Source organism: Aeromonas sp. 95A (assembly GCF_051919235.1).
GTDB classification, from domain to species: domain Bacteria; phylum Pseudomonadota; class Gammaproteobacteria; order Enterobacterales; family Aeromonadaceae; genus Aeromonas; species Aeromonas veronii.
In genome coordinates this window covers 2,846,060-2,864,013 of sequence record NZ_JBQBFC010000001.1, presented here as the reverse complement: position 1 = coordinate 2,864,013, position 17,954 = coordinate 2,846,060, and the positions used below count along the sequence as shown (strand labels likewise).

The following is a 17,954-nucleotide window of genomic DNA, read 5'->3' as shown; positions in this document are numbered from 1 at the left end:
GAGGGGGAGCCGATGGCTCCCCCTCTATCGTTATGGCTCTCTTTTGGTCACGAGCGGATGATTACAGCTTGGTCCAGGCATCGCTCCAGTGGCTGCCGGTACCCGGTTCATAGTGGCTGGTCGAGCCGCCACACCAGCCACTATAGGGCCAGGGTTTGCACTCGTAGTCGCCACCGGCATTGCTGACCCGTTCGCCACTCTGATAAGCGGTGCCCGCAACATAGGCCGGGTAGCTGCCGTTACCACCGTCACTGTCACCACCCGGAGCCTGTTCCACCAATGCCAGGGTGAAGCGGTGCTCGAAGCCCTGCTTGCTCCCCTCAGCCATGCCCGCCAGCAACAGCTCGTAACTGCCGGCCGCAAGGCCCGGCTGCGTCAGCTGCAGGGAGCCCTGACCATCGATCAGGGCGCTGCCGGTGGCGACCGGATTGCCATCCTGCAACAGGGTCGCGGTGATGGTCACCGGGTTGGCGGTGGTCAGCGTCAGGCCCAGATTGAGCGCGCCGTTAACGATGGAATATTCAGACGCCAGGTCGGTGACGGTGAAGTCACTGCTGCTACCGGTAGTGGGCAGGATGAAGTCTCCGCTCAGGTAGGTCAGACCGGTCCAGCCGGAGCTGGTCAGCCAGTGCTTGCCATTGGTCTGATAGACGTTGGGCAACTGGGTGCACTGTTTGTTGTCATTGACGAAGCCGATACCGTAAAAGCCCGCCACATTCTTGTAGCAGAGCTGGCGACCATTCTGGTGCAGCACTGGCTGATCCAGCTTGCCCTTGTGGTGGAGTGACAGCCAGTCAAACTGGTTGATGGCCGAGACCAGCGGCACAAACTGGCCATCGGGCTGACGATAACGGATCAGGGATCCGGCATCACAGAGCAGACCATCAGCCCGCTGTTCGACGTAGCCGTAGTACTGTTCGCCATCCTGGAAGGTGAACCGGCAGAGATTGCCTTTCTCCGACTCCTTGGGGATCCAGCCCATCAGCAGTCGCTCCTGATTGTTCAGGGCCGCCAGCTGCCCGGCACTGAAGTCGCTGCCGTTGGCTACCCAGCCTTGCGGCATGGTGGAGAATTGCATGAAGTAGTGGTCGGTATAGTACATGTGGCTATCAGCGCGGTGCTTGCGAGCCCCCTGGCTGACCGAGTTGTAGCGATAGATGTCGTTTTCCGGCTTGTGGAAGCCGTTGAGATCATCGTCCAGATAGGGCAGGTCGCCCTTGCGGATATGGTAGTTGGCCATGCCCGTCATCAGGGGATGCCAGCCGTGGCTGCCACGGGCAAACGCGCTCTCATGGCTGTAGGACTTCCCATCGAAGCCGTGGCCAAATTCGTGGGCAATGATGCCCCAGCCGCCGTAGTAGTGGCTGACAAAGTTAAAGGTATCGACCCCGGTGATGCCACCACTCCCCAGCCCGCCCCCCATGGCGGTGATCCCCAGGTTGAGGTAGGGGCGCTTCATCAGGCTGTGGTAGTAGTAGTCATAATCGGCTGCCGTAAAGATCCCGTTTGGCACATAGCTGTTGCCGCCATTGCCGAACATCTCGTAGCCGTTCACCGCCTTGAAGTTGTACCAGACGTGTTTGAACTCCTCGGTCGAGACCATGTAGGCCAGGTTGGTGGCGATGATCAGCCACTCGCGGGCGTAGAGGGCATTGATGGGGCGCCAGGAGCCGCTGGTGTTGGTGGCGAAGCGCACGTTCCAGCTTGGCTTGAGGCGTGCCAGCTTCTGGGCAAACGGATCCGAGTTGGAGCTGAACCTGTGCTCGAACTGGGCGGGCAGATTGATGCTGTTGTCGAGCAGGTTGTTGAGATCAAACACGCCATCGCGGCTGGCGCTGTTGAAGCGTCCCTGCTCGCCAAAGGCGCTCAGTGGCAGGGTGATTTGGGCATAGGCGGGCAGGCGATCGAGCTGGCCCAGGATCAGCCACTTGTTGATACCGTTCAGGCGTGACTCGATATTGATGTCATGCAGCTCTCTGGCGGCATAGTTGGTGATGCGCACCGTGTCGTTATCAAGCAGCTCGGTCTTGACCAGCGAATTGATGTTGACCGAACGCTGGGCGCGATCGATCAGCACCTCGTAGGGTTCGTCATTGCGCAGTATGTAGCTGACTGTGGCCGGCATCAGCTGATCGAAGATCAGCGGGCGAGCCGGCAACTGCTCGTCGGCCGTGAAGCTGATCTCCTTGCTCAGCAGCTGGTTGAAACCCAGGCCGCGTTCGTTGGCGGTGACAAGCGCCGAGCCCGCCAGCTGGAGATCTTTCAGCGCCGCCACGGGCTGCTGGTTGATCTCCCGGACAGTAAAGGTCGGGTTCTTGAACTGAAAGTCGTTGGCGATCAGGGTATCGGCATCATGCCACTCGATGCGGTCCTTGAAGTTCACCACCAGCCGATCGCCATCCATGTCGATTTTTTGCAGATTGCTGTCGGCGATCACCTGCTCAGGCGCCAGCGGGGTGTTGCTGGCGATGGCATCAGCCAGTTTGCGCAGGTCATAGATGTAGTAGTTTTTGCCGGCGGTGTGGGCCAGGAGATAGTCACCCACCTGATGGAGTTGCACCAGACGGTGGCTGTATTTTCCTTCAAAGGCGAGCCGACCGGCGATGGGGGTTTTGAGGCTGTTCTCCGGCGTCACATCCTGCTGGCGGTAGACCTTGATCTCGCTCAGCGCATCGGCCACCAGCACGTAATCCTGATTGGCAAAGACGGCCTGGGCGCGGTGCAGGCTGTTGCTGCCGGAATCCCGACCGGTTCCCAGGGTGGTGACATGGCGATGTTCATCGGCCAGATCGAAGATATCGACCCGGTGCGAGTAGCGCGAGACCACGTAGAGCAGGTTGTTGCGGACAAACAGTTCGCTGACCTGGTTGTAGGCCGTGGCATTGCCGGTTTCGGTGCCGCGGATCTCGCCAATCTGCTGGCGGCTCGGGATATCGATAATGGCCACATGGCCCGGATTGCCGTTCTGGCTGACATAGAGCCGATCCTGATAGCGCTCGACCGCCGTGATCAGGCTGGCGTCCAGCCCCAGCTGGTCGGCCGCCAGCTCCTCGCCTTTGTCCAGATATTGCAGCGAGGTGGCAAACGAGTTGACACTGCAGGAGCTGGTCTCCATCACCACCCGGGTGCGTTCGCCATTCTGGATCTGGCCGTGGGGGAAGTACTCCAGCAGACAGCCGTTGCCGTAGTCATAGTTGCCAAAGCGCTTGTTGACCGCTACGACCCCACCGTCGTACCAGGTCAGCTCCCACTCCTCATCGAAGAAATCAAAGACGTTACGAATGGCTGTTTCGTCGAAAAAGTGGGGTTTGGGCAGATCGAACAGGATGTGGTTATCCGCCGTCAGCGGGTAGAGCAGGCCGTTGATGGCAAGGTGGCGCTTGCCATCCTTGATGATCACGTTCTGCTCGTCAGCCGCACTCTGATGCAGCGCGGCGAGACGCGCCGTCATCTGCTCGTAGTGCTCCTGATAGGTTTGTTTGAAATAGGCTTGTTCGCGCTCATCGGCCACGACATGGGCCGACAGCAGCAGTCCGAGCAGGGTGGCAAGCTTGGTGGTTCTTGGCATGGTGATTTCCTTATCTTGGTTGTTGTTGGATGTTTTTTGGTGGTTGGCAAGCATGTAAAAGAGAAGGGCTAACCCGTCCGGGTCAGTGCATCCAGCCCATCGGCAGCGTGGCCGACGGGCAGGATATGGGCGGGGGCCTGTCGGCCCCCGTTAGTGGTTGGGGCAAGGTCAGAGCTTGATCCAGGCATCGCTCCAGGCGCTGCCGGTACCCGGCGCATAGTGGCTGGTCGAGCCGCCACACCAGCCGCTGTACGGCCAGGGTTTGCACTCGTAGTTGCCACCGGCATTGCTGACCCGATCACCGGCTTGATAGCCGGTGTTGGGGGCATAGGCCGGGTAGTCGCCATCGCTGCCGCCGTTGTCGCTCTCTTCGGTCAGGGTGACCGGGAAGCGTTGCACCACCGGCTGCTGGCCGTCAGCCAGACCGGTGATGACCACGTCGTAGCTACCGTCGGTCACATTGCTGCCCTGCAGTACCAGGGTGCTGGTGCCGTTCACCTGGCTGCTGGTGGTACCGTGGCTGCGGCCGCTCTGCTCAAGAGTTGCGGTGATCTGCACCGGGTTGGCGGTGGTCAGGTTGAAGCGGATGCTGACCTGACCGTTGACTATGGTGTACTCGCTCGCCATGGCGCTGACGGTGAAGTCGCTGCTGCCTTCGACGGGTGGCGTTGTGCCGCCGCAGTCGCTGTCGCCCTGTACGCGCCAGACGCCCCAGTCACCCGTGGTACCCGGCTCTTCGTTCTGGGTCCACCAGCCTGCCAGCCAGTTCTTGCCGTTGTGGCTGACGATGTCGCCGCCCACGTAGACCTTCTTGGCATCCCAGCTGTTTTCACAGACGGCGCCTTGCTCCCTGACGGTCACGTTGCGCTGCTGGGTTACCTGCTGACCGGCGCTGTCGCTCACCTGATAGGTGAGGGTGTAGCGGCCGACCTTGCTGCTGTCGACGTTGCCGCTGACCTTGATTTGGGCGGTCAGGTCGCCATCTTCTTCATCATGGGCGCTGACGCTGGTCATCGGATCGAAAGCGGTACCCAGTTCCAGCGTGGTGTCGGTGACGCCGCTGAACACCGGCTTCATGCTGTAGACCTCGATGGTACGTACCTGCTCGGTGACGTTGTTGTCGCGATCGCTCACCTTGTAGGTGAGGGGGTAGAGGCCGATGCGCTGGCTCTCTACCGAGCCTTCTACCTGGATCTGGCCAGTCAGGTCGCCATCTTCCTTGTCGTTGGCGCTGACACTGGCCAGCGGATCAAAGGCGGTACCCTGCTTGATGCGGGTATCGCTCAGGCCGCTGAACACCGGCTTGCCGTTCTCGTCCGGGGGCGTGATCTCCTGATCGTGGATGAAGGGGCCGTAGCTCTTTATGAAGGATTCGTTGTAGGACTGACCGGCGGCGTTGCGGCCCATGTCCCAGTTGATGGACCAGGTCATCACGCCACGCAGCGGTTGCCCCTCGCTCTTCAGGCGGTTGAAGGCGTTGTAGAGCTTCTGCGGATCCTGCACATAGCCGGTGGCGGCGGCGTCGATGTTGGTCGGAATGCCGAACACCAGCTTGTCATGGGGGATCTTGTAGAAGCCGCGGGTTCCGTTGCTCAGCGAATCCGCCATGTAGTAGATGAACTCTTCTTTCAGGGCATCGTTGTTCTGGGCAATCCAGCCGATCCCATCGATGTAGATACCGTCGCCACCCTGGTTGTAGAACTGGGGATTGATCCAGTCGTAGTAGCCTTCCAGATTGCGGATATAGGGGATGTAGGCGCCAGTCTGGGTCAGATAGGGGAACTCCGGCGCCATGGTGATGAGGAAGTTTTTCCCCTGGACGCGGTAGTGATCCTTGACCAGACGCAGGGCCGCCGGGATCACTGTCTGGTTGTCAGCAGCGGTGATGGCGGCCTGTTCCAGATCGATATCCAGCCCGTCGAAGCCATAGGTCTCCACCAGACGGATGATCTCGTCGGCAAAGGCCTGCTCCTGACCCTTGCGCAGCTCGATGTGTGCATCGGCACCGCCCAGCGCCAGCAGCACGGCACGGCCCTGACGGTTCAGCTCGGCGATCTGCTCGATAAACTGGCTTTCGCTCATGCCGATGGCCGGGTCGAGTTTGAAAGTGGGGATGGGATCGCTGCCATAGACCTTCATGAAGGAGACATCGACCACGTTGTATTGCGGGTTGACCTGATCGAGCTTGACGCAGGGGGCGATACCGCCCTTGTAGCCCGAGCCGTCACACCAGTTGTGCCAATAGCCGACCACTACGCCGGACTGGGGGTTGACCATCGCCTGACCGGCACTGGCGGCATATGCCATGGGGGCGCCCATGCCGAGCAGGCAGCCAAGCAGGGATAATTTGAGTTTGTTCATCGTTTCTCCGTACAGTGCAAATGGGGCGTCGGTTGTGATCGGACGTCCCCGGGGGCAGCCCCGCTGTCATAGGTGTTTTCCCTTAGACCGGTGGCTTTGCGTCGCGCCCTTTCGGGTCACTTTGCCTTTTTCACCCGATTTCTGTGCAGCACAGAGAATCAAGTGACCTGCATGGCAGGTTGCCTATGATAGATGCTTGAAAATAAATTAATCAATAGTTGGTTTTGATTCTAATTGACTGAAAAATATTGATAATTTGTTACATTCACCACATTTTGTCCGTTTCCATGATTGGGCATGACGGTACTTGGCTGGCTGCTGTGGCGCCGGTAAATGGCGACTTTTTGCCCCTTGAAAGTAGCGGTAAGAGCCAAAAAAGGCCCACAGATTCATTCTGTTACTGGCTGTTGATAGCAAAACTGCAGCAACGGCAGAGATCCGGGTCGCAATGGCTGGAAAAGTACAGGGTTGCGGCGGATTCCCGCTTGATTATTGCGTGGCTTGGCCACATGTTAGAAAGCCATACAGAGCTGCTAAAGCGGTCTGTTCAAGACCAAACAAGAGGTAACCGGGATGAATAACCCTTTGCTGACAATGGATTCTCTGCCCCCTTTCAGCCAGATCAAGCCGGAGCAGGTTCAGCCTGCCGTGATTCAGGCGATTGCTGACTGCAAGCAGAAGATCAGCGATGTGCTGGCCCAGCGTGATCCCCATACCTGGGATAGCCTGATTGCCCCGCTGGAAGAGGTAAATGACCGCCTGTCACGGATCTGGTCACCGGTCAGCCACCTCAACTCCGTACTCAACAGCGAAGCGCTGCGCGAAGCCCATGACGCCTGCCTGCCGTTGCTCTCCGAATTCCAGACCTATGTTGGTCAGCATGAAGGGCTCTATCAGGCCTATCTGGCCCTCTCCCAGAGCGATGATTTCCCGCTGCTGAGCGGCGCCCAGCGCAAGGAGATCCAGAATACCCTGCGTGACTTCCGCCTCTCCGGCATCGGTCTGCCTGCCGAGGCGCAGCAGCGTTACGGCGAAATTCAGGCCCGCCTCTCCGAGCTGGCCTCCCGTTTCAGCAACAACGTGCTGGACGCAACCCAGGGCTGGCACAAGCTGGTGGACGATGAAGCCGAGCTGGCCGGTCTGCCCGACAGCGTGCGTGCCGCTGCCCGTCAGATGGCTGAACTTAAAGGCAAAGAGGGGTGGCTGTTCACGCTGGATATCCCTTCCTACCTGCCGGTGATGATGTATGCCGACAACCGCGAGCTGCGCGCCGAGATGTATGAGGCCTTCACCACTCGCGCCTCCGATCAGGGCCCCAATGCGGGCAAGTGGGACAACTCCGCCATCATGAGCGAGCTGCTCACCCTGCGTCGCGAACTGGCTCAGTTGCTGGGGTTCGCCAACTATGCCGAGCTCTCCCTGGCCACCAAGATGGCGGACAAGACCGAACAGGTGGTGAGCTTCCTCACCGATCTGGCGGCCAAATCCCTGCCGCAAGGCAAGGCCGAGCTGGAGGAGATCCGCGCCTTCGTCGCCGAGCAGCATGGTCAGAGCGAGCTGGCAGCCTGGGATCTCGCCTACTACGCCGAGAAGCTCAAGCAGCACAAGTTCTCCATCTCCGATGAGCAGCTGCGCCCCTACTTCCCCGCCAGCAAGGTGGTGAAGGGGCTGTTCGAGGTGGTGAAGCGGGTGTTTGGCATGAAGGTGCGCGAGCGCCTCGGCATCGACACCTGGCACCCGGACGTGCGCTTCTACGACATCTTCGATGCCGACGACGAGCTGCGCGGCAGCTTCTATCTCGACCTCTACGCCCGCGAGCACAAGCAGGGCGGGGCCTGGATGGATGTCTGTCTGGGTCGTCGCTACCGTCAGGATGGCTCGCTGCAAAAACCGGTGGCCTACCTGACCTGCAACTTCAACGGCCCGGTGGATGGCAAGCCTGCGCTGTTCACCCACAACGAAGTGGTCACCCTGTTCCATGAGTTTGGCCACGGCATTCACCACATGCTGACCCGCATCGACGTGGCCGGCGTGGCCGGTATCAACGGCGTGGCCTGGGATGCGGTGGAGCTGCCGAGCCAGTTCCTCGAGAACTGGTGCTGGGAGTCCGAGGCGCTGGCCTTTATCTCCGGCCACTACGAGAACGGCGAGCCGCTGCCTGCCGATCTGCTGGAGAAGATGCTGACCGCCCGCAACTTCCAGGCGGCGATGCAGATGCTGCGTCAGCTGGAGTTCGCCCTGTTCGACTTCCGTCTGCATCAGGAGTTTGACCCGGCCAAACCGGATCTGATCCCGGCGCTGCTGGACGAGGTTCGCAGCCAGGTTGCCGTGATGACGCCGCCGGCGTTTAACCGCTTCCAGCACAGCTTCTCCCACATCTTCGCGGGCGGCTATGCGGCGGGCTACTACAGCTACAAGTGGGCCGAGGTGCTCTCTGCCGATGCCTTCTCCCGCTTCGAGGAGGAGGGGATCTTCAACCCGGCCACCGGCCAATCCTTCCTGAAGAATATTCTGGAGAAGGGGGGCTCGAAGGAGCCGATGGAGCTGTTCCGAGCCTTCCGTGGTCGTGAGCCCAAGGTGGATGCACTGCTGCGACACAGCGGGATTGCCGCATGAGGCTGATGGCCACGACTGCACAGAGCCTCAAGCAGATACATTTTTGAGCCATAGTGAGATCAAGACGTGATTTCTGCGATAAAAAGGGACCTTTTGGTCCCTTTTTTCAAGGCTTTTTAATATCTTGCTGATTGCATATTTGCACAGTCCACGGCTCTTCAGTAGAGTCGTGTTCTAACCTTCAAGGAGAGAAAGCCACTTGCCATGAGGCGAGCACTCGATTCCGTCTGTCAAATCATCTCCAGTCTGGCTCACTCGAGCGGTCAGGGATATTTCGATACCTTTGTGAGTGAAATCGCCGCTGCTGTGATGGCTGATGTCGTCCTGATCGCCAGCAGGGAATCAAATGCTACCCACCTGACGGTTCAGACCGCTTATCCCTCCTCTCTTGACACCGATACCCTGACGCTGCCACTTGCTGACTCTCCCGATGCCATTACCTGGCAGGAGGGGGAAGCCTGGTTCAGCGATCGTCTGCTTCAGCTCTTTGCCAACGTTCCCCTTGCACAGGAGTGGCAACCTCAGGCCTATGCCGGGATTGTCCTCAGGAATGCAGATGGCGAGACCATAGGTATCTGCGCCCTGCTTTATCGTCAGCCGCAGGCCAATATGAGCAAGGTGATTGGGTTACTCCGGTTGCTGGCTCCGTTGGCGGGTCGTGAGCTGGCGCTGATGCTGCAACGACAGCTGCCCCCCCCTCTGCCTGAACCGTCCCATGCATTGCAGAGCATGCTGTTCCAGGCTCCGGTGGGGATCGGTAAGCTGGATCTGGCTGGCCGTATCCTCTGGGCCAACCCGGCCATCGAGCAGATGCTTGGCTATCCCCTCGACGAGTTGCTGCAGCGATCCATCTCCGACATCAACCATCCCGAGGATTGGCAGGGCAGCCTCGTTTGCTACGAAGAGATCCGCCGTGGCGAGCGCAGCAGTTTCACCCGGGAGAAGCGCTACTTCTGCAAGGGGGGGCAGATCCTGTGGGGGCGGGTAACCGTCACCCTGATCCGTGACAAGCAGCAGCAGCCGGACTACCTGATGGTGCTGCTGGAGAATATCGATCCTCTCAAGCGCCATGCGGAGCAGCTCAAGCTCTCCCACCGGGTCTATGACAATCTCTCCGAGGCGATCCTGGTCTGTGATGCCGATAGCCGCATCATCTCGGTCAATCCGGCCTTCGAGCAGATCACCGGCTACAGCAGTGACGAGGTGCGAGGCCAGCGCCCCAGCCTGCTCAAGTCGGGGCTGCACGATCAGACCTTCTATGCCGACATGTACCATGCGCTGGAGCGGGTGGGGGTATGGCGTGGTGAGGTGTGGAACAAGCGCAAGAATGGCAAGCTCTATCCACAGCAGTTGATGATTAGCACCCTGCGGGAAGGGGGCAGGATCAGCCAGTACATCGCCATCTTCAGCGACCTCTCCCAAACCAAACTGGCCGAGCAGAAGATCGCCGCACAGGCCAACTATGACAACCTCACCAGCCTGCCCAACCGCTGGCTGTTCAGTCGCTGTCTCAGCCGCTTCTGCGAGCGGGGCGAGCGCTTTGCGCTCATGGTGCTCGACCTCAACAACTTCAAGGCGGTCAACAACAGCATGGATCACCATGCCGGTGACGCCCTGTTGCGGGAGGTGTCGGACCGGCTGGTGAGCCGGGTGCGCACCGAGGACCTGGTGGCCCGCATCGGTGGTGACGAGTTCGCCTTTCTGGTGCCAGGCATCGTCACCCGTCGTCAGGCCGAGGTGTTTGCCAAGCAGGTTATCGGTAGCTTTACCCGTCCCTTTATGCTGGCCAACCAGCATCTCTATGTTACGGCAACCGTGGGGATGACCCTCTGCCCCGTCGATGGTAGCGAGAGTGACGAGCTGCTGCGAAACGCCGAACAAGCGTTGTTTGCCGCCAAGCGGCAGGGGCGGTTGATCGGTACCTACTGCTCCTCAATGCGGGAAGAGGTGCGTCAGCGCCACCAGATGCAACAGGATCTGGCGGAGGCGATCAAGCTGGAGCAGTTAACCATGGCCTACCAGCCGATCTGGGACAACCGCAGCGGTCGGGTCGCCAAGCTTGAGGCGCTGGTGCGCTGGTATCACCCCCAGTGGGGACAGGTGTCGCCAGCCGAGTTTATCCCGCTGGCGGAAGAGGCGGGGTTGATTCAGGGGCTGGGTGCGCTGGTGTTGTGGCAATCATGCCGGGATCTGGCGCGGTTGCAGCAGTCCGGCTTCCCTGATCTGCAGATGTCGATCAACCGCTCCACCATGGAGTTCCAGACTATCGACCCCGAGGCGAGCGAGTGGCTCAAGGTGATCCAGCACTTCGGGCTCGATCCTGCCGACATCGTCATCGAAATCACCGAATCTCTGCTGATGGAGAGCAGTGATCAGCACAGGGTGCGGATCGATGCCCTGCGCGAGGCGGGTTGCAAGCTGGCTATCGATGATTTCGGTACCGGCTACTCGGCGCTCAACTATCTGCGCTCTTTCCCGGTGGATCTGGTCAAGATCGACCGCTCTTTTGTGCGCCATATCCCCTTCAACGAGCAGGATCGGATGCTGCTCGACGGCATCATCAACATAGTGCACAACCTCGGTATGCAGGTGGTGATCGAGGGGGTAGAAACCCGCGAGCAACTCAACTTCCTCTGTCAGAAGGGATGTGCCTTCACCCAGGGTTATCTGCTCAGCCGCCCGCTGGCCTATGACGATCTCACCGAATATCTGCAGCTCAATGACAAGGGGATGTTTCTGCAGATCAGTTAGGGGGTTTACTCCTTCGATGTCATCTCTGCCTGCTTCGTTTGCAGTGTCCGGTAATTCTCGCCGAGATAGCGCAGATAGATGCGATCCAGTACCCCTTCATCCAGCATCTGTTGCAGCGCCTTGTTGTAGGCAGGCAACAGGTCTGCTTTCTGCTTGCCAAAACAGAGGTAGAGCGGTGTCGAATCGATAAAGGGGGTGAGGGCGCGGATCCTGACGTCCTGCTCCCTCGACAGAATGGGGGCAGAGAAGTAGTCCAGGATGATCATATCGACCCGGCTCTTTTCCAGCATCAGTAGCAGCTGTTTGTCGGAGTGAACCTTGATGGGCTCCCAGCCGGTGAAGTTCCTGATCTTGTCGGTATAGTCATAGCCCCTGACCATCCCCACTTTCAGCCCTTTGGCCATCTCCCACGAGAAGTTCTGTAACGGACTGTCGGTACGCACATAGGCGGCCAGAGGATAGAAGGCGGTGGCAACGTCAGAGTGATAGCAACCGGGGAGAGGGGCATTGTCGAGAATGCCATCCGCCAGCTGGGTGCTGACATATTGCTCGCAGCGCCCCCAAGGCAGTTCAAGCAGGGTGAGGTTCATGCCAAGGCGGCGCGCCACCTCTTGATGGATCTCCACCGAAATGCCCTCTTTCAGGTTGCCCTGTTCGGCATAGGAGAAGGGGGGCCAGTCTACACCGCATACCTTGAGACTGGTGCTGCTCTGGGCGGCAAGCAACAGGGCTATCAGCAGCTGCATGGGATTCTCCGGGATATGAGGGGGGTTGTGGTACACTCGCTTCACTGAACTTAGAACGCATCCAAAGACCATGCAAATCCTCCTCGAAGACCCCGCCAAGGCCGCGCAGGCAGACGCGCTGGCCAGCCAGCTTGCCCAGCTCGACCTTCCCCAGTTTGCCCTGGTGTTTACCCCGGAAAGGTTGGAACTGCGCAAGCTGGACGAGCCCAAGCTGGGTGCCGTCTATGTGGACTTCGTGGAAGGGGCGGTGGCACATCGTCGCAAGTTTGGTGGTGGTCGCGGTCAGTCCATTGCCAAGGCGGTGGGGCTCAAGGCCGGAGCCACACCCACCGTGGTGGATGCCACTGCCGGGCTGGGGCGCGATGCCTTCGTGCTCGCCTCCCTTGGTTGCAAGGTGACCCTGATCGAACGCAGCCCCGTGGTGGCTGCTCTGTTGCAGGACGGGTTGGCGCGGGCGGCGCAAGATCCCGAGATTGGCCCCTGGGTCAGCGAGCGGATGCAGTTGCTGCACGGCCCGGCGGTGGACAACCTGCTGGCGCTGCCGGAGCGGCCCGAGGTGATCTACCTCGACCCCATGTTCCCCCACAAGCAGAAGTCGGCGCTGGTAAAAAAAGAGATGCGGGTGTTCCAGTCGCTGGTAGGGCCGGATCTCGATGCGGATGTCTTGTTGCCTGCCGCGCTCAAGATGGCTGAGAAACGGGTGGTGGTGAAGCGGCCGGATTACGCCGGCTGGCTCAACGAACAGAAGCCCAGCATGGCTATCGAGACCAAGAGCAACCGCTTCGATGTCTATGTGATGGCGGCGCTGGCGGCGAGTTAACGGTCGGTGCGAGTTGCGGATGCAAAAAAGGAGGGCCAACGTCATGTTGGCCCTCCTTTTTCGTATTGGATTCAGTTGGTTGGCGCGAAGCGGATCAGCTTCTCTTCCCCTTGCCAGTTCAGGCGCAGGGTCGCCAGTTCTGCCAGACTGAGCCGCTCGCCACTGTGCAGCAGCAGATACTCGACCCCTTCGCTGGCTTCGATGGTGCGGATCTTGTCATCCCGCTGGCGACCATCGCGGCTGGTGAGGGTCACCGGCAGTTGCCAGCTGGCAGCAATTTCGAGCCAGTCGTAGAGATCGCAGCTGATGGGTTGATAATCGGGCATGATCGGCTCCAAAACAGGCAGGTTGCTGAGTCAGGCTTCCTGTACTCGGGTCGGCCAGCCCATCTTCTGCTGGCGTTCCACTTCAAAGCGCAGCTCGCTGGCACGCAGGTAGTGTTCATCCATCCAGCCCTTGGGCAGGGTCAGGGTCAGTGACTCCTCTTCTGCCTGCAGGGTGAAGCTGGGCACTGTGCCCTGGGTACGGCGCATGCAGAGGATCAGCGCGATGCGCAGGATACGGGCCAGCCGGATCGCCTGACGACCGGTGACGGCACCCTGTTTCTCCAGTGGTTCCAGCTTGAATTCGTCCCGCTGGTTGAACAGCAGGGCCGACAACAGCTTCTTTTGCGCAGGAGTAAAGCCCGGCATGTCGATGTTGTCGATGATGTAGGCGGCGTGTTGCGGTGCCTTCTTGTATTCGATACAGAGGCCGATCTCGTGCAGCAGGGCGGCATAACGCAAGATCGGGCGACCGTAGCGTTTCGAGAGTCGCCAGGCCGGTTGCAGCTGGTTGAACGCCTCGACAGCGGTATCGCGCACCCGTTCGGCGTGCTCTTTATCCAGCTGATAGCGGCTGATCAGGCTGTCGGCGGTGCGATCCCGGGCATCACAGTCGTGATTGTTGCCAAGCAGACCGTAGATCAGTCCTTCGCGCAGGGCGCCACCCGCGAGGGTCATGCTCTCGATATCGAGGGTTTCGAAGATGGCGATCAGGATGGCGAGGCCGGAGGGGAACACGGTCAGCCGTTCGGCCGCCAGCCCTTCCAGCTGTAGTCTGTCCAGCTTGCCACAGGCGATGGCCTGACCCATCAGCTCCTGCAACTTCGGCAGGGTGACCCGCTCGCTCTTCCCTTGCGCCAGCATGATCTCTTGCAGCGCCTGTACCGTGCCGGAGGCGCCAACGCAGGTGCGCCAGCCGAGGGCGCGGTAATCTTCCGCCACCTTCTCCAGCACCGCCTTGGCGGCGGCAATCGCCTGCTCGAAACGGGCTTCGGAGAGCTCGCCATCACCGAAGTGATTGTTGAGCCAGGTGACACAGCCCATGTGCAGGCTGTTGAGCAGTTTTGCTTCGCTATGTTCGCCGATCACCAGTTCGGTACTGGCGCCGCCGATGTCGATCACCAGCCGGTTGCCTTCCCCGGCAGAGGTCCAGGAGACCCCTTCATAGATGGTCTTGGCCTCTTCCTCGCCCGAGATGATCTCGATGTTGTGGTTGAGTACCCGTTCCGCTTCGCTGAGGAACTCGTCGACGTTGGTGGCAAGCCGCAAGGTTGCGGTGCCCACCACCCGGATGTTGTCGGCCGGAATGTCCTGCAACTGTTCGGAGAAGAGACGCAAACAGTCCCAGCCTCGCTCCATGGCGGCACGGCTGAGACGAAATTCCGGATCGAGCCCGGCTGCGAGGCGAACCTTGCGCTTGACCTTGGCGACGGTGCGCAGGGCACCGGCGACCTCGCGCACCACCAGCATATGAAAGCTGTTGGAGCCGAGGTCGATGGCGGCATAGAGAGGCGAGTTGTGCAACGGGCCTGTCCTTAGCTCTTGCGCGGCGGACGACGACGGTTGTTGCTGTTGCCACCGCCCTGACGATCCCGCATGTTGCGGTTCACCGGCTGACGGTTGCGGAACACCCGTTTCGGCGGGGTCACGTCATCCAGCAGCGCTTCGCGATCATATTTGCTGACCGGAATGGCGTGGTGGATGTACTCCTCGATGGCCGGCAGGTTGAAGGCATAGTCTTCACAGGCCAGGCTGATGGAGTGACCGCTCTTGCCGGCACGACCGGTACGACCGATACGGTGTACATAGTCTTCGGCGTCGTCGGGCAGGTCATAGTTGAAGACGTGGGTCACGTCAGGGATGTGCAGACCACGGGCGGCCACGTCGGTGGCGACCAGAATATCGAGCGCACCCTTGGTGAAATCCTCGAGGATCTTCATCCGCTTCTTCTGTGGCACATCACCGGTCAGCAGACCGACGCGATGGCCGTCGTTTTCCAGCCAGGCATGGACGTCTTCACAGACGTGCTTGGTGTTGGCGAAGACGATCGCTTTTTCCGGCCACTCCTCTTCCATCAGGGAGAGCAGCAGCAACATCTTGTCTTCATTGGAGGGGTAGAACAGCTCCTCCTTGATCCGCACGCCGGTCATCTGCTCCGGCTCAACCTGCACATGTTCCGGGTGGTTCATGTGTTCGTAGGCCAGCTCCTGCACACGCAGGGAGAGGGTTGCGGAGAACAGCATGCTCAGACGCTCGGTCGCGGGCGGCATGCGGCGGAATAGAAAGCGGATGTCCTTGATGAAGCCCAGATCGAACATGCGATCCGCTTCGTCCAGTACCACGACCTGAATGTTGCTCAGATCGATCACCTTGGACTTGAAGTAGTCGATGATGCGGCCGGTGGTGCCGATCAGGATGTCGACGCCCTGCTCCAGCACGGCCAGCTGCTTGTCGTAACCTTCGCCACCGTAGGCGAGGCCGAGTTTCAGGCCGGTAGAAGCAGCGATGCTGTCGGCATCGTTATAGATCTGTACTGCCAGTTCCCGGGTGGGTGCCATGATGATGGCTCTGGGTTGATTAACCAGACGGGGCTTGGTCAGCGGGTGAGTCAGCAAATAGTTGAATGTCGCGGCCAGGAAGGCAATGGTCTTGCCGGTTCCTGTCTGGGCCTGACCGGCGAGGTCATGACCTTCTACCAGCAGTGGCAGAGACAGTGCCTGGATGGGCGTGCAATAGTGAAATCCCTTTGATTCCAGACCAGCCAGAACTTCGGGTTCGAGGCCCATTTGGGCGAATTTGTCGGTCGTTAAGTGTGTTTTGCTCATGGCGGTAGGTTATCAGGTTAGGCTTGCAATAATAAACAGGATCATTTCAAATAGGGCAACTATTGCCTTTGTTGATATGTCAATAAAGCCTTAATTACTGACTGGAGTTGGAGATGAGTGACAAGATTGTTCAGCTGAGCGATGCCAGCTTCGAGGCAGATGTAATCAAAGCCGATGGCGCCGTTCTGGTCGACTTCTGGGCCGAGTGGTGTGGTCCGTGCAAGATGATTGCCCCGATCCTGGAAGAAGTTGCCCAAGAGTACGAAGGTCGCGTGACCGTAGCCAAACTGAACATCGACCATAACTCTGATACTCCGCCCAAGTACGGCATTCGTGGTATCCCGACCCTCTTGCTGTTCAAGAATGGCGAAGTGGCAGCGACCAAGGTCGGTGCACTGTCCAAGACTCAGCTGAAAGAGTTCCTGGACGGCAACCTGTAATAATTAAAGAGGAGCGCATTGCAATAATGCGCTCCTTGTGTTTTATCACCTAGACGCTCATCCCGATTGGTGCTAGTTTATCGCTCGTTTGCTAACCTTTTTGCCTGACTCTTTGCTAACCACAGCCTGGCAATCAAATCCGATCAGCATCAATCCAGCAGACTGTCTCCTCATTTCAATCCTTGCTTACAGACTTTCACCACTATGAATCTGACTGAATTAAAGAACACTCCTGTGTCCGAGCTGGTCAAGCTTGGCGAATCCATGGGGTTGGAAAATCTGGCTCGGGCGCACAAGAAAGATATTATTTTTGCAATCCTCAAGGCGCACGCCAAGGGTGGTGAAGATATCTTTGGCGACGGTGTGCTGGAAATCCTGACCGATGGTTTCGGCTTCCTGCGCAGTGCAGACGGCTCCTATCTGGCAGGCCCTGACGATATCTACGTCTCCCCGAGCCAGATCCGCCGCTTCAACCTGCGTACCGGCGATACCATCTCCGGCAAGATCCGGCCACCGAAAGAGGGCGAGCGCTACTTCGCACTGCTCAAGGTCAATGAGGTCAACTACGACCGTCCGGAAAACTCCCGCAACAAGATCCTGTTTGAAAACCTTACCCCCCTGCATGCCAACGAACGTCTGCGTATGGAACGGGGTAATGGCTCTACTGAAGATATCACCGCCCGTGTACTGGATCTGGCTTCCCCCATCGGTAAAGGCCAGCGTGGCCTGATCGTGGCGCCGCCCAAGGCCGGTAAGACCATGCTGCTGCAGAACATCGCCCAGAGCATCGCCTACAACCACCCGGATTGTGAACTGATCGTTCTGCTGATCGACGAGCGTCCGGAAGAAGTGACCGAGATGCAGCGCATGGTAAAAGGTGAAGTGATCGCTTCCACCTTTGACGAGCCGGCTTCCCGCCACGTTCAGGTTGCCGAAATGGTGATCGAGAAGGCCAAGCGTCTGGTCGAGCACAAGAAAGATGTGGTGATCCTGCTGGACTCCATCACTCGTCTGGCTCGCGCCTACAACACCGTCATCCCGTCATCCGGCAAGGTACTGACCGGTGGTGTGGACGCCAACGCCCTGCACCGTCCCAAGCGCTTCTTCGGCGCCGCGCGTAATGTTGAGGAGGGCGGCAGCCTGACCATCATCGCTACCGCGCTGATCGATACCGGTTCCAAAATGGACGAGGTTATCTACGAAGAGTTCAAGGGTACCGGCAACATGGAGCTGCACCTCTCGCGCAAGATTGCCGAGAAGCGCGTCTACCCGGCCATCGACATCACCCGCTCAGGAACCCGTAAAGAAGAGCTGCTCACCTCAGGTGACGAGCTGCAGAAGATGTGGATCCTGCGCAAGATTGTCCACCCGATGGGCGAGATCGACGGTATCGAGTTCCTCATTGACAAGCTGGCGATGACCAAGACCAACGACGAGTTCTTCGACGCCATGCGGCGCCAGCAGAAGTAAGTCCGGTCAGAAAATGACGAAACCGCGGCTCTGG

General features: G+C 59.3%; 11 protein-coding genes and 1 riboswitch. Of the genes, 5 read left to right on the top strand and 6 right to left on the bottom strand.

Annotated features, from left to right (window positions below):
- Positions 1 to 61 precede the first annotated feature (61 nt).
- Both ACTG2U_RS12935 and ACTG2U_RS12930 read right to left on the bottom strand, forming a co-directional pair.
- Positions 62 to 3,568: a hypothetical protein gene (locus ACTG2U_RS12935; RefSeq protein ID WP_439974569.1), complete on the bottom strand. Its 3,507-nt coding sequence runs from the start codon at positions 3,566 to 3,568 to the stop codon at positions 62 to 64.
- 168 nt (positions 3,569 to 3,736) lie between these two features.
- On the bottom strand, positions 3,737 to 5,929 hold the full coding sequence (locus tag ACTG2U_RS12930; RefSeq protein WP_439974568.1) for an immunoglobulin-like domain-containing protein: 2,193 nt from the start codon (positions 5,927 to 5,929) through the stop codon (positions 3,737 to 3,739).
- Between the two features lie 50 nt (positions 5,930 to 5,979).
- Positions 5,980 to 6,065: riboswitch (cyclic di-GMP riboswitch) on the bottom strand.
- Positions 6,066 to 6,502: 437 nt separating this feature from the next.
- Here ACTG2U_RS12930 and prlC point away from each other — a divergent pair.
- Positions 6,503 to 8,545: an oligopeptidase A gene (gene prlC / locus ACTG2U_RS12925; RefSeq protein WP_439974567.1), complete on the top strand. Its 2,043-nt coding sequence runs from the start codon at positions 6,503 to 6,505 to the stop codon at positions 8,543 to 8,545.
- A 204-nt stretch (positions 8,546 to 8,749) separates the two neighbouring features.
- Complete coding sequence (locus ACTG2U_RS12920) at positions 8,750 to 11,296, top strand: putative bifunctional diguanylate cyclase/phosphodiesterase (protein WP_439974566.1); 2,547 nt, start codon at positions 8,750 to 8,752, stop codon at positions 11,294 to 11,296.
- Positions 11,297 to 11,301: 5 nt separating this feature from the next.
- Here the strand turns inward: ACTG2U_RS12920 and ACTG2U_RS12915 are convergent, their stop codons facing one another.
- On the bottom strand, positions 11,302 to 12,042 hold the full coding sequence (locus ACTG2U_RS12915) for a substrate-binding periplasmic protein (RefSeq protein ID WP_439974565.1): 741 nt from the start codon (positions 12,040 to 12,042) through the stop codon (positions 11,302 to 11,304).
- A 70-nt stretch (positions 12,043 to 12,112) separates the two neighbouring features.
- Here ACTG2U_RS12915 and ACTG2U_RS12910 point away from each other — a divergent pair, with 70 nt between their 5' ends.
- Positions 12,113 to 12,862 (top strand): class I SAM-dependent methyltransferase, encoded by a 750-nt coding sequence (locus ACTG2U_RS12910; protein WP_439974564.1) that lies wholly within the window; start codon positions 12,113 to 12,115, stop codon positions 12,860 to 12,862.
- 71 nt (positions 12,863 to 12,933) lie between these two features.
- Here ACTG2U_RS12910 and ACTG2U_RS12905 read toward each other — a convergent pair whose 3' ends face one another.
- Genes ACTG2U_RS12905 through rhlB form a run of 3 tightly spaced genes read right to left on the bottom strand, consistent with a single transcriptional unit; the run spans position 12,934 to position 16,010 of the window.
- Positions 12,934 to 13,188, bottom strand: coding sequence for a Rho-binding antiterminator (locus ACTG2U_RS12905; protein ID WP_108613501.1), 255 nt, complete (start codon positions 13,186 to 13,188; stop codon positions 12,934 to 12,936).
- Positions 13,189 to 13,218: 30 nt separating this feature from the next.
- Positions 13,219 to 14,709 carry a guanosine-5'-triphosphate,3'-diphosphate diphosphatase gene (gene gppA / locus ACTG2U_RS12900; RefSeq protein WP_439974563.1) on the bottom strand — a complete coding sequence of 497 codons (1,491 nt, stop codon included), beginning with the start codon at positions 14,707 to 14,709 and terminating at the stop codon, positions 13,219 to 13,221.
- Between the two features lie 11 nt (positions 14,710 to 14,720).
- Positions 14,721 to 16,010 (bottom strand): ATP-dependent RNA helicase RhlB, encoded by a 1,290-nt coding sequence (gene rhlB, locus ACTG2U_RS12895; RefSeq protein WP_005339414.1) that lies wholly within the window; start codon positions 16,008 to 16,010, stop codon positions 14,721 to 14,723.
- Between the two features lie 113 nt (positions 16,011 to 16,123).
- Between rhlB and trxA the strand changes: the two genes are divergently transcribed.
- Positions 16,124 to 16,450: a thioredoxin TrxA gene (trxA, locus tag ACTG2U_RS12890; RefSeq protein WP_005339416.1), complete on the top strand. Its 327-nt coding sequence runs from the start codon at positions 16,124 to 16,126 to the stop codon at positions 16,448 to 16,450.
- A 204-nt stretch (positions 16,451 to 16,654) separates the two neighbouring features.
- Positions 16,655 to 17,920: a transcription termination factor Rho gene (gene rho, locus ACTG2U_RS12885; RefSeq protein WP_005339417.1), complete on the top strand. Its 1,266-nt coding sequence runs from the start codon at positions 16,655 to 16,657 to the stop codon at positions 17,918 to 17,920.
- Positions 17,921 to 17,954: the final 34 nt, after the last annotated feature.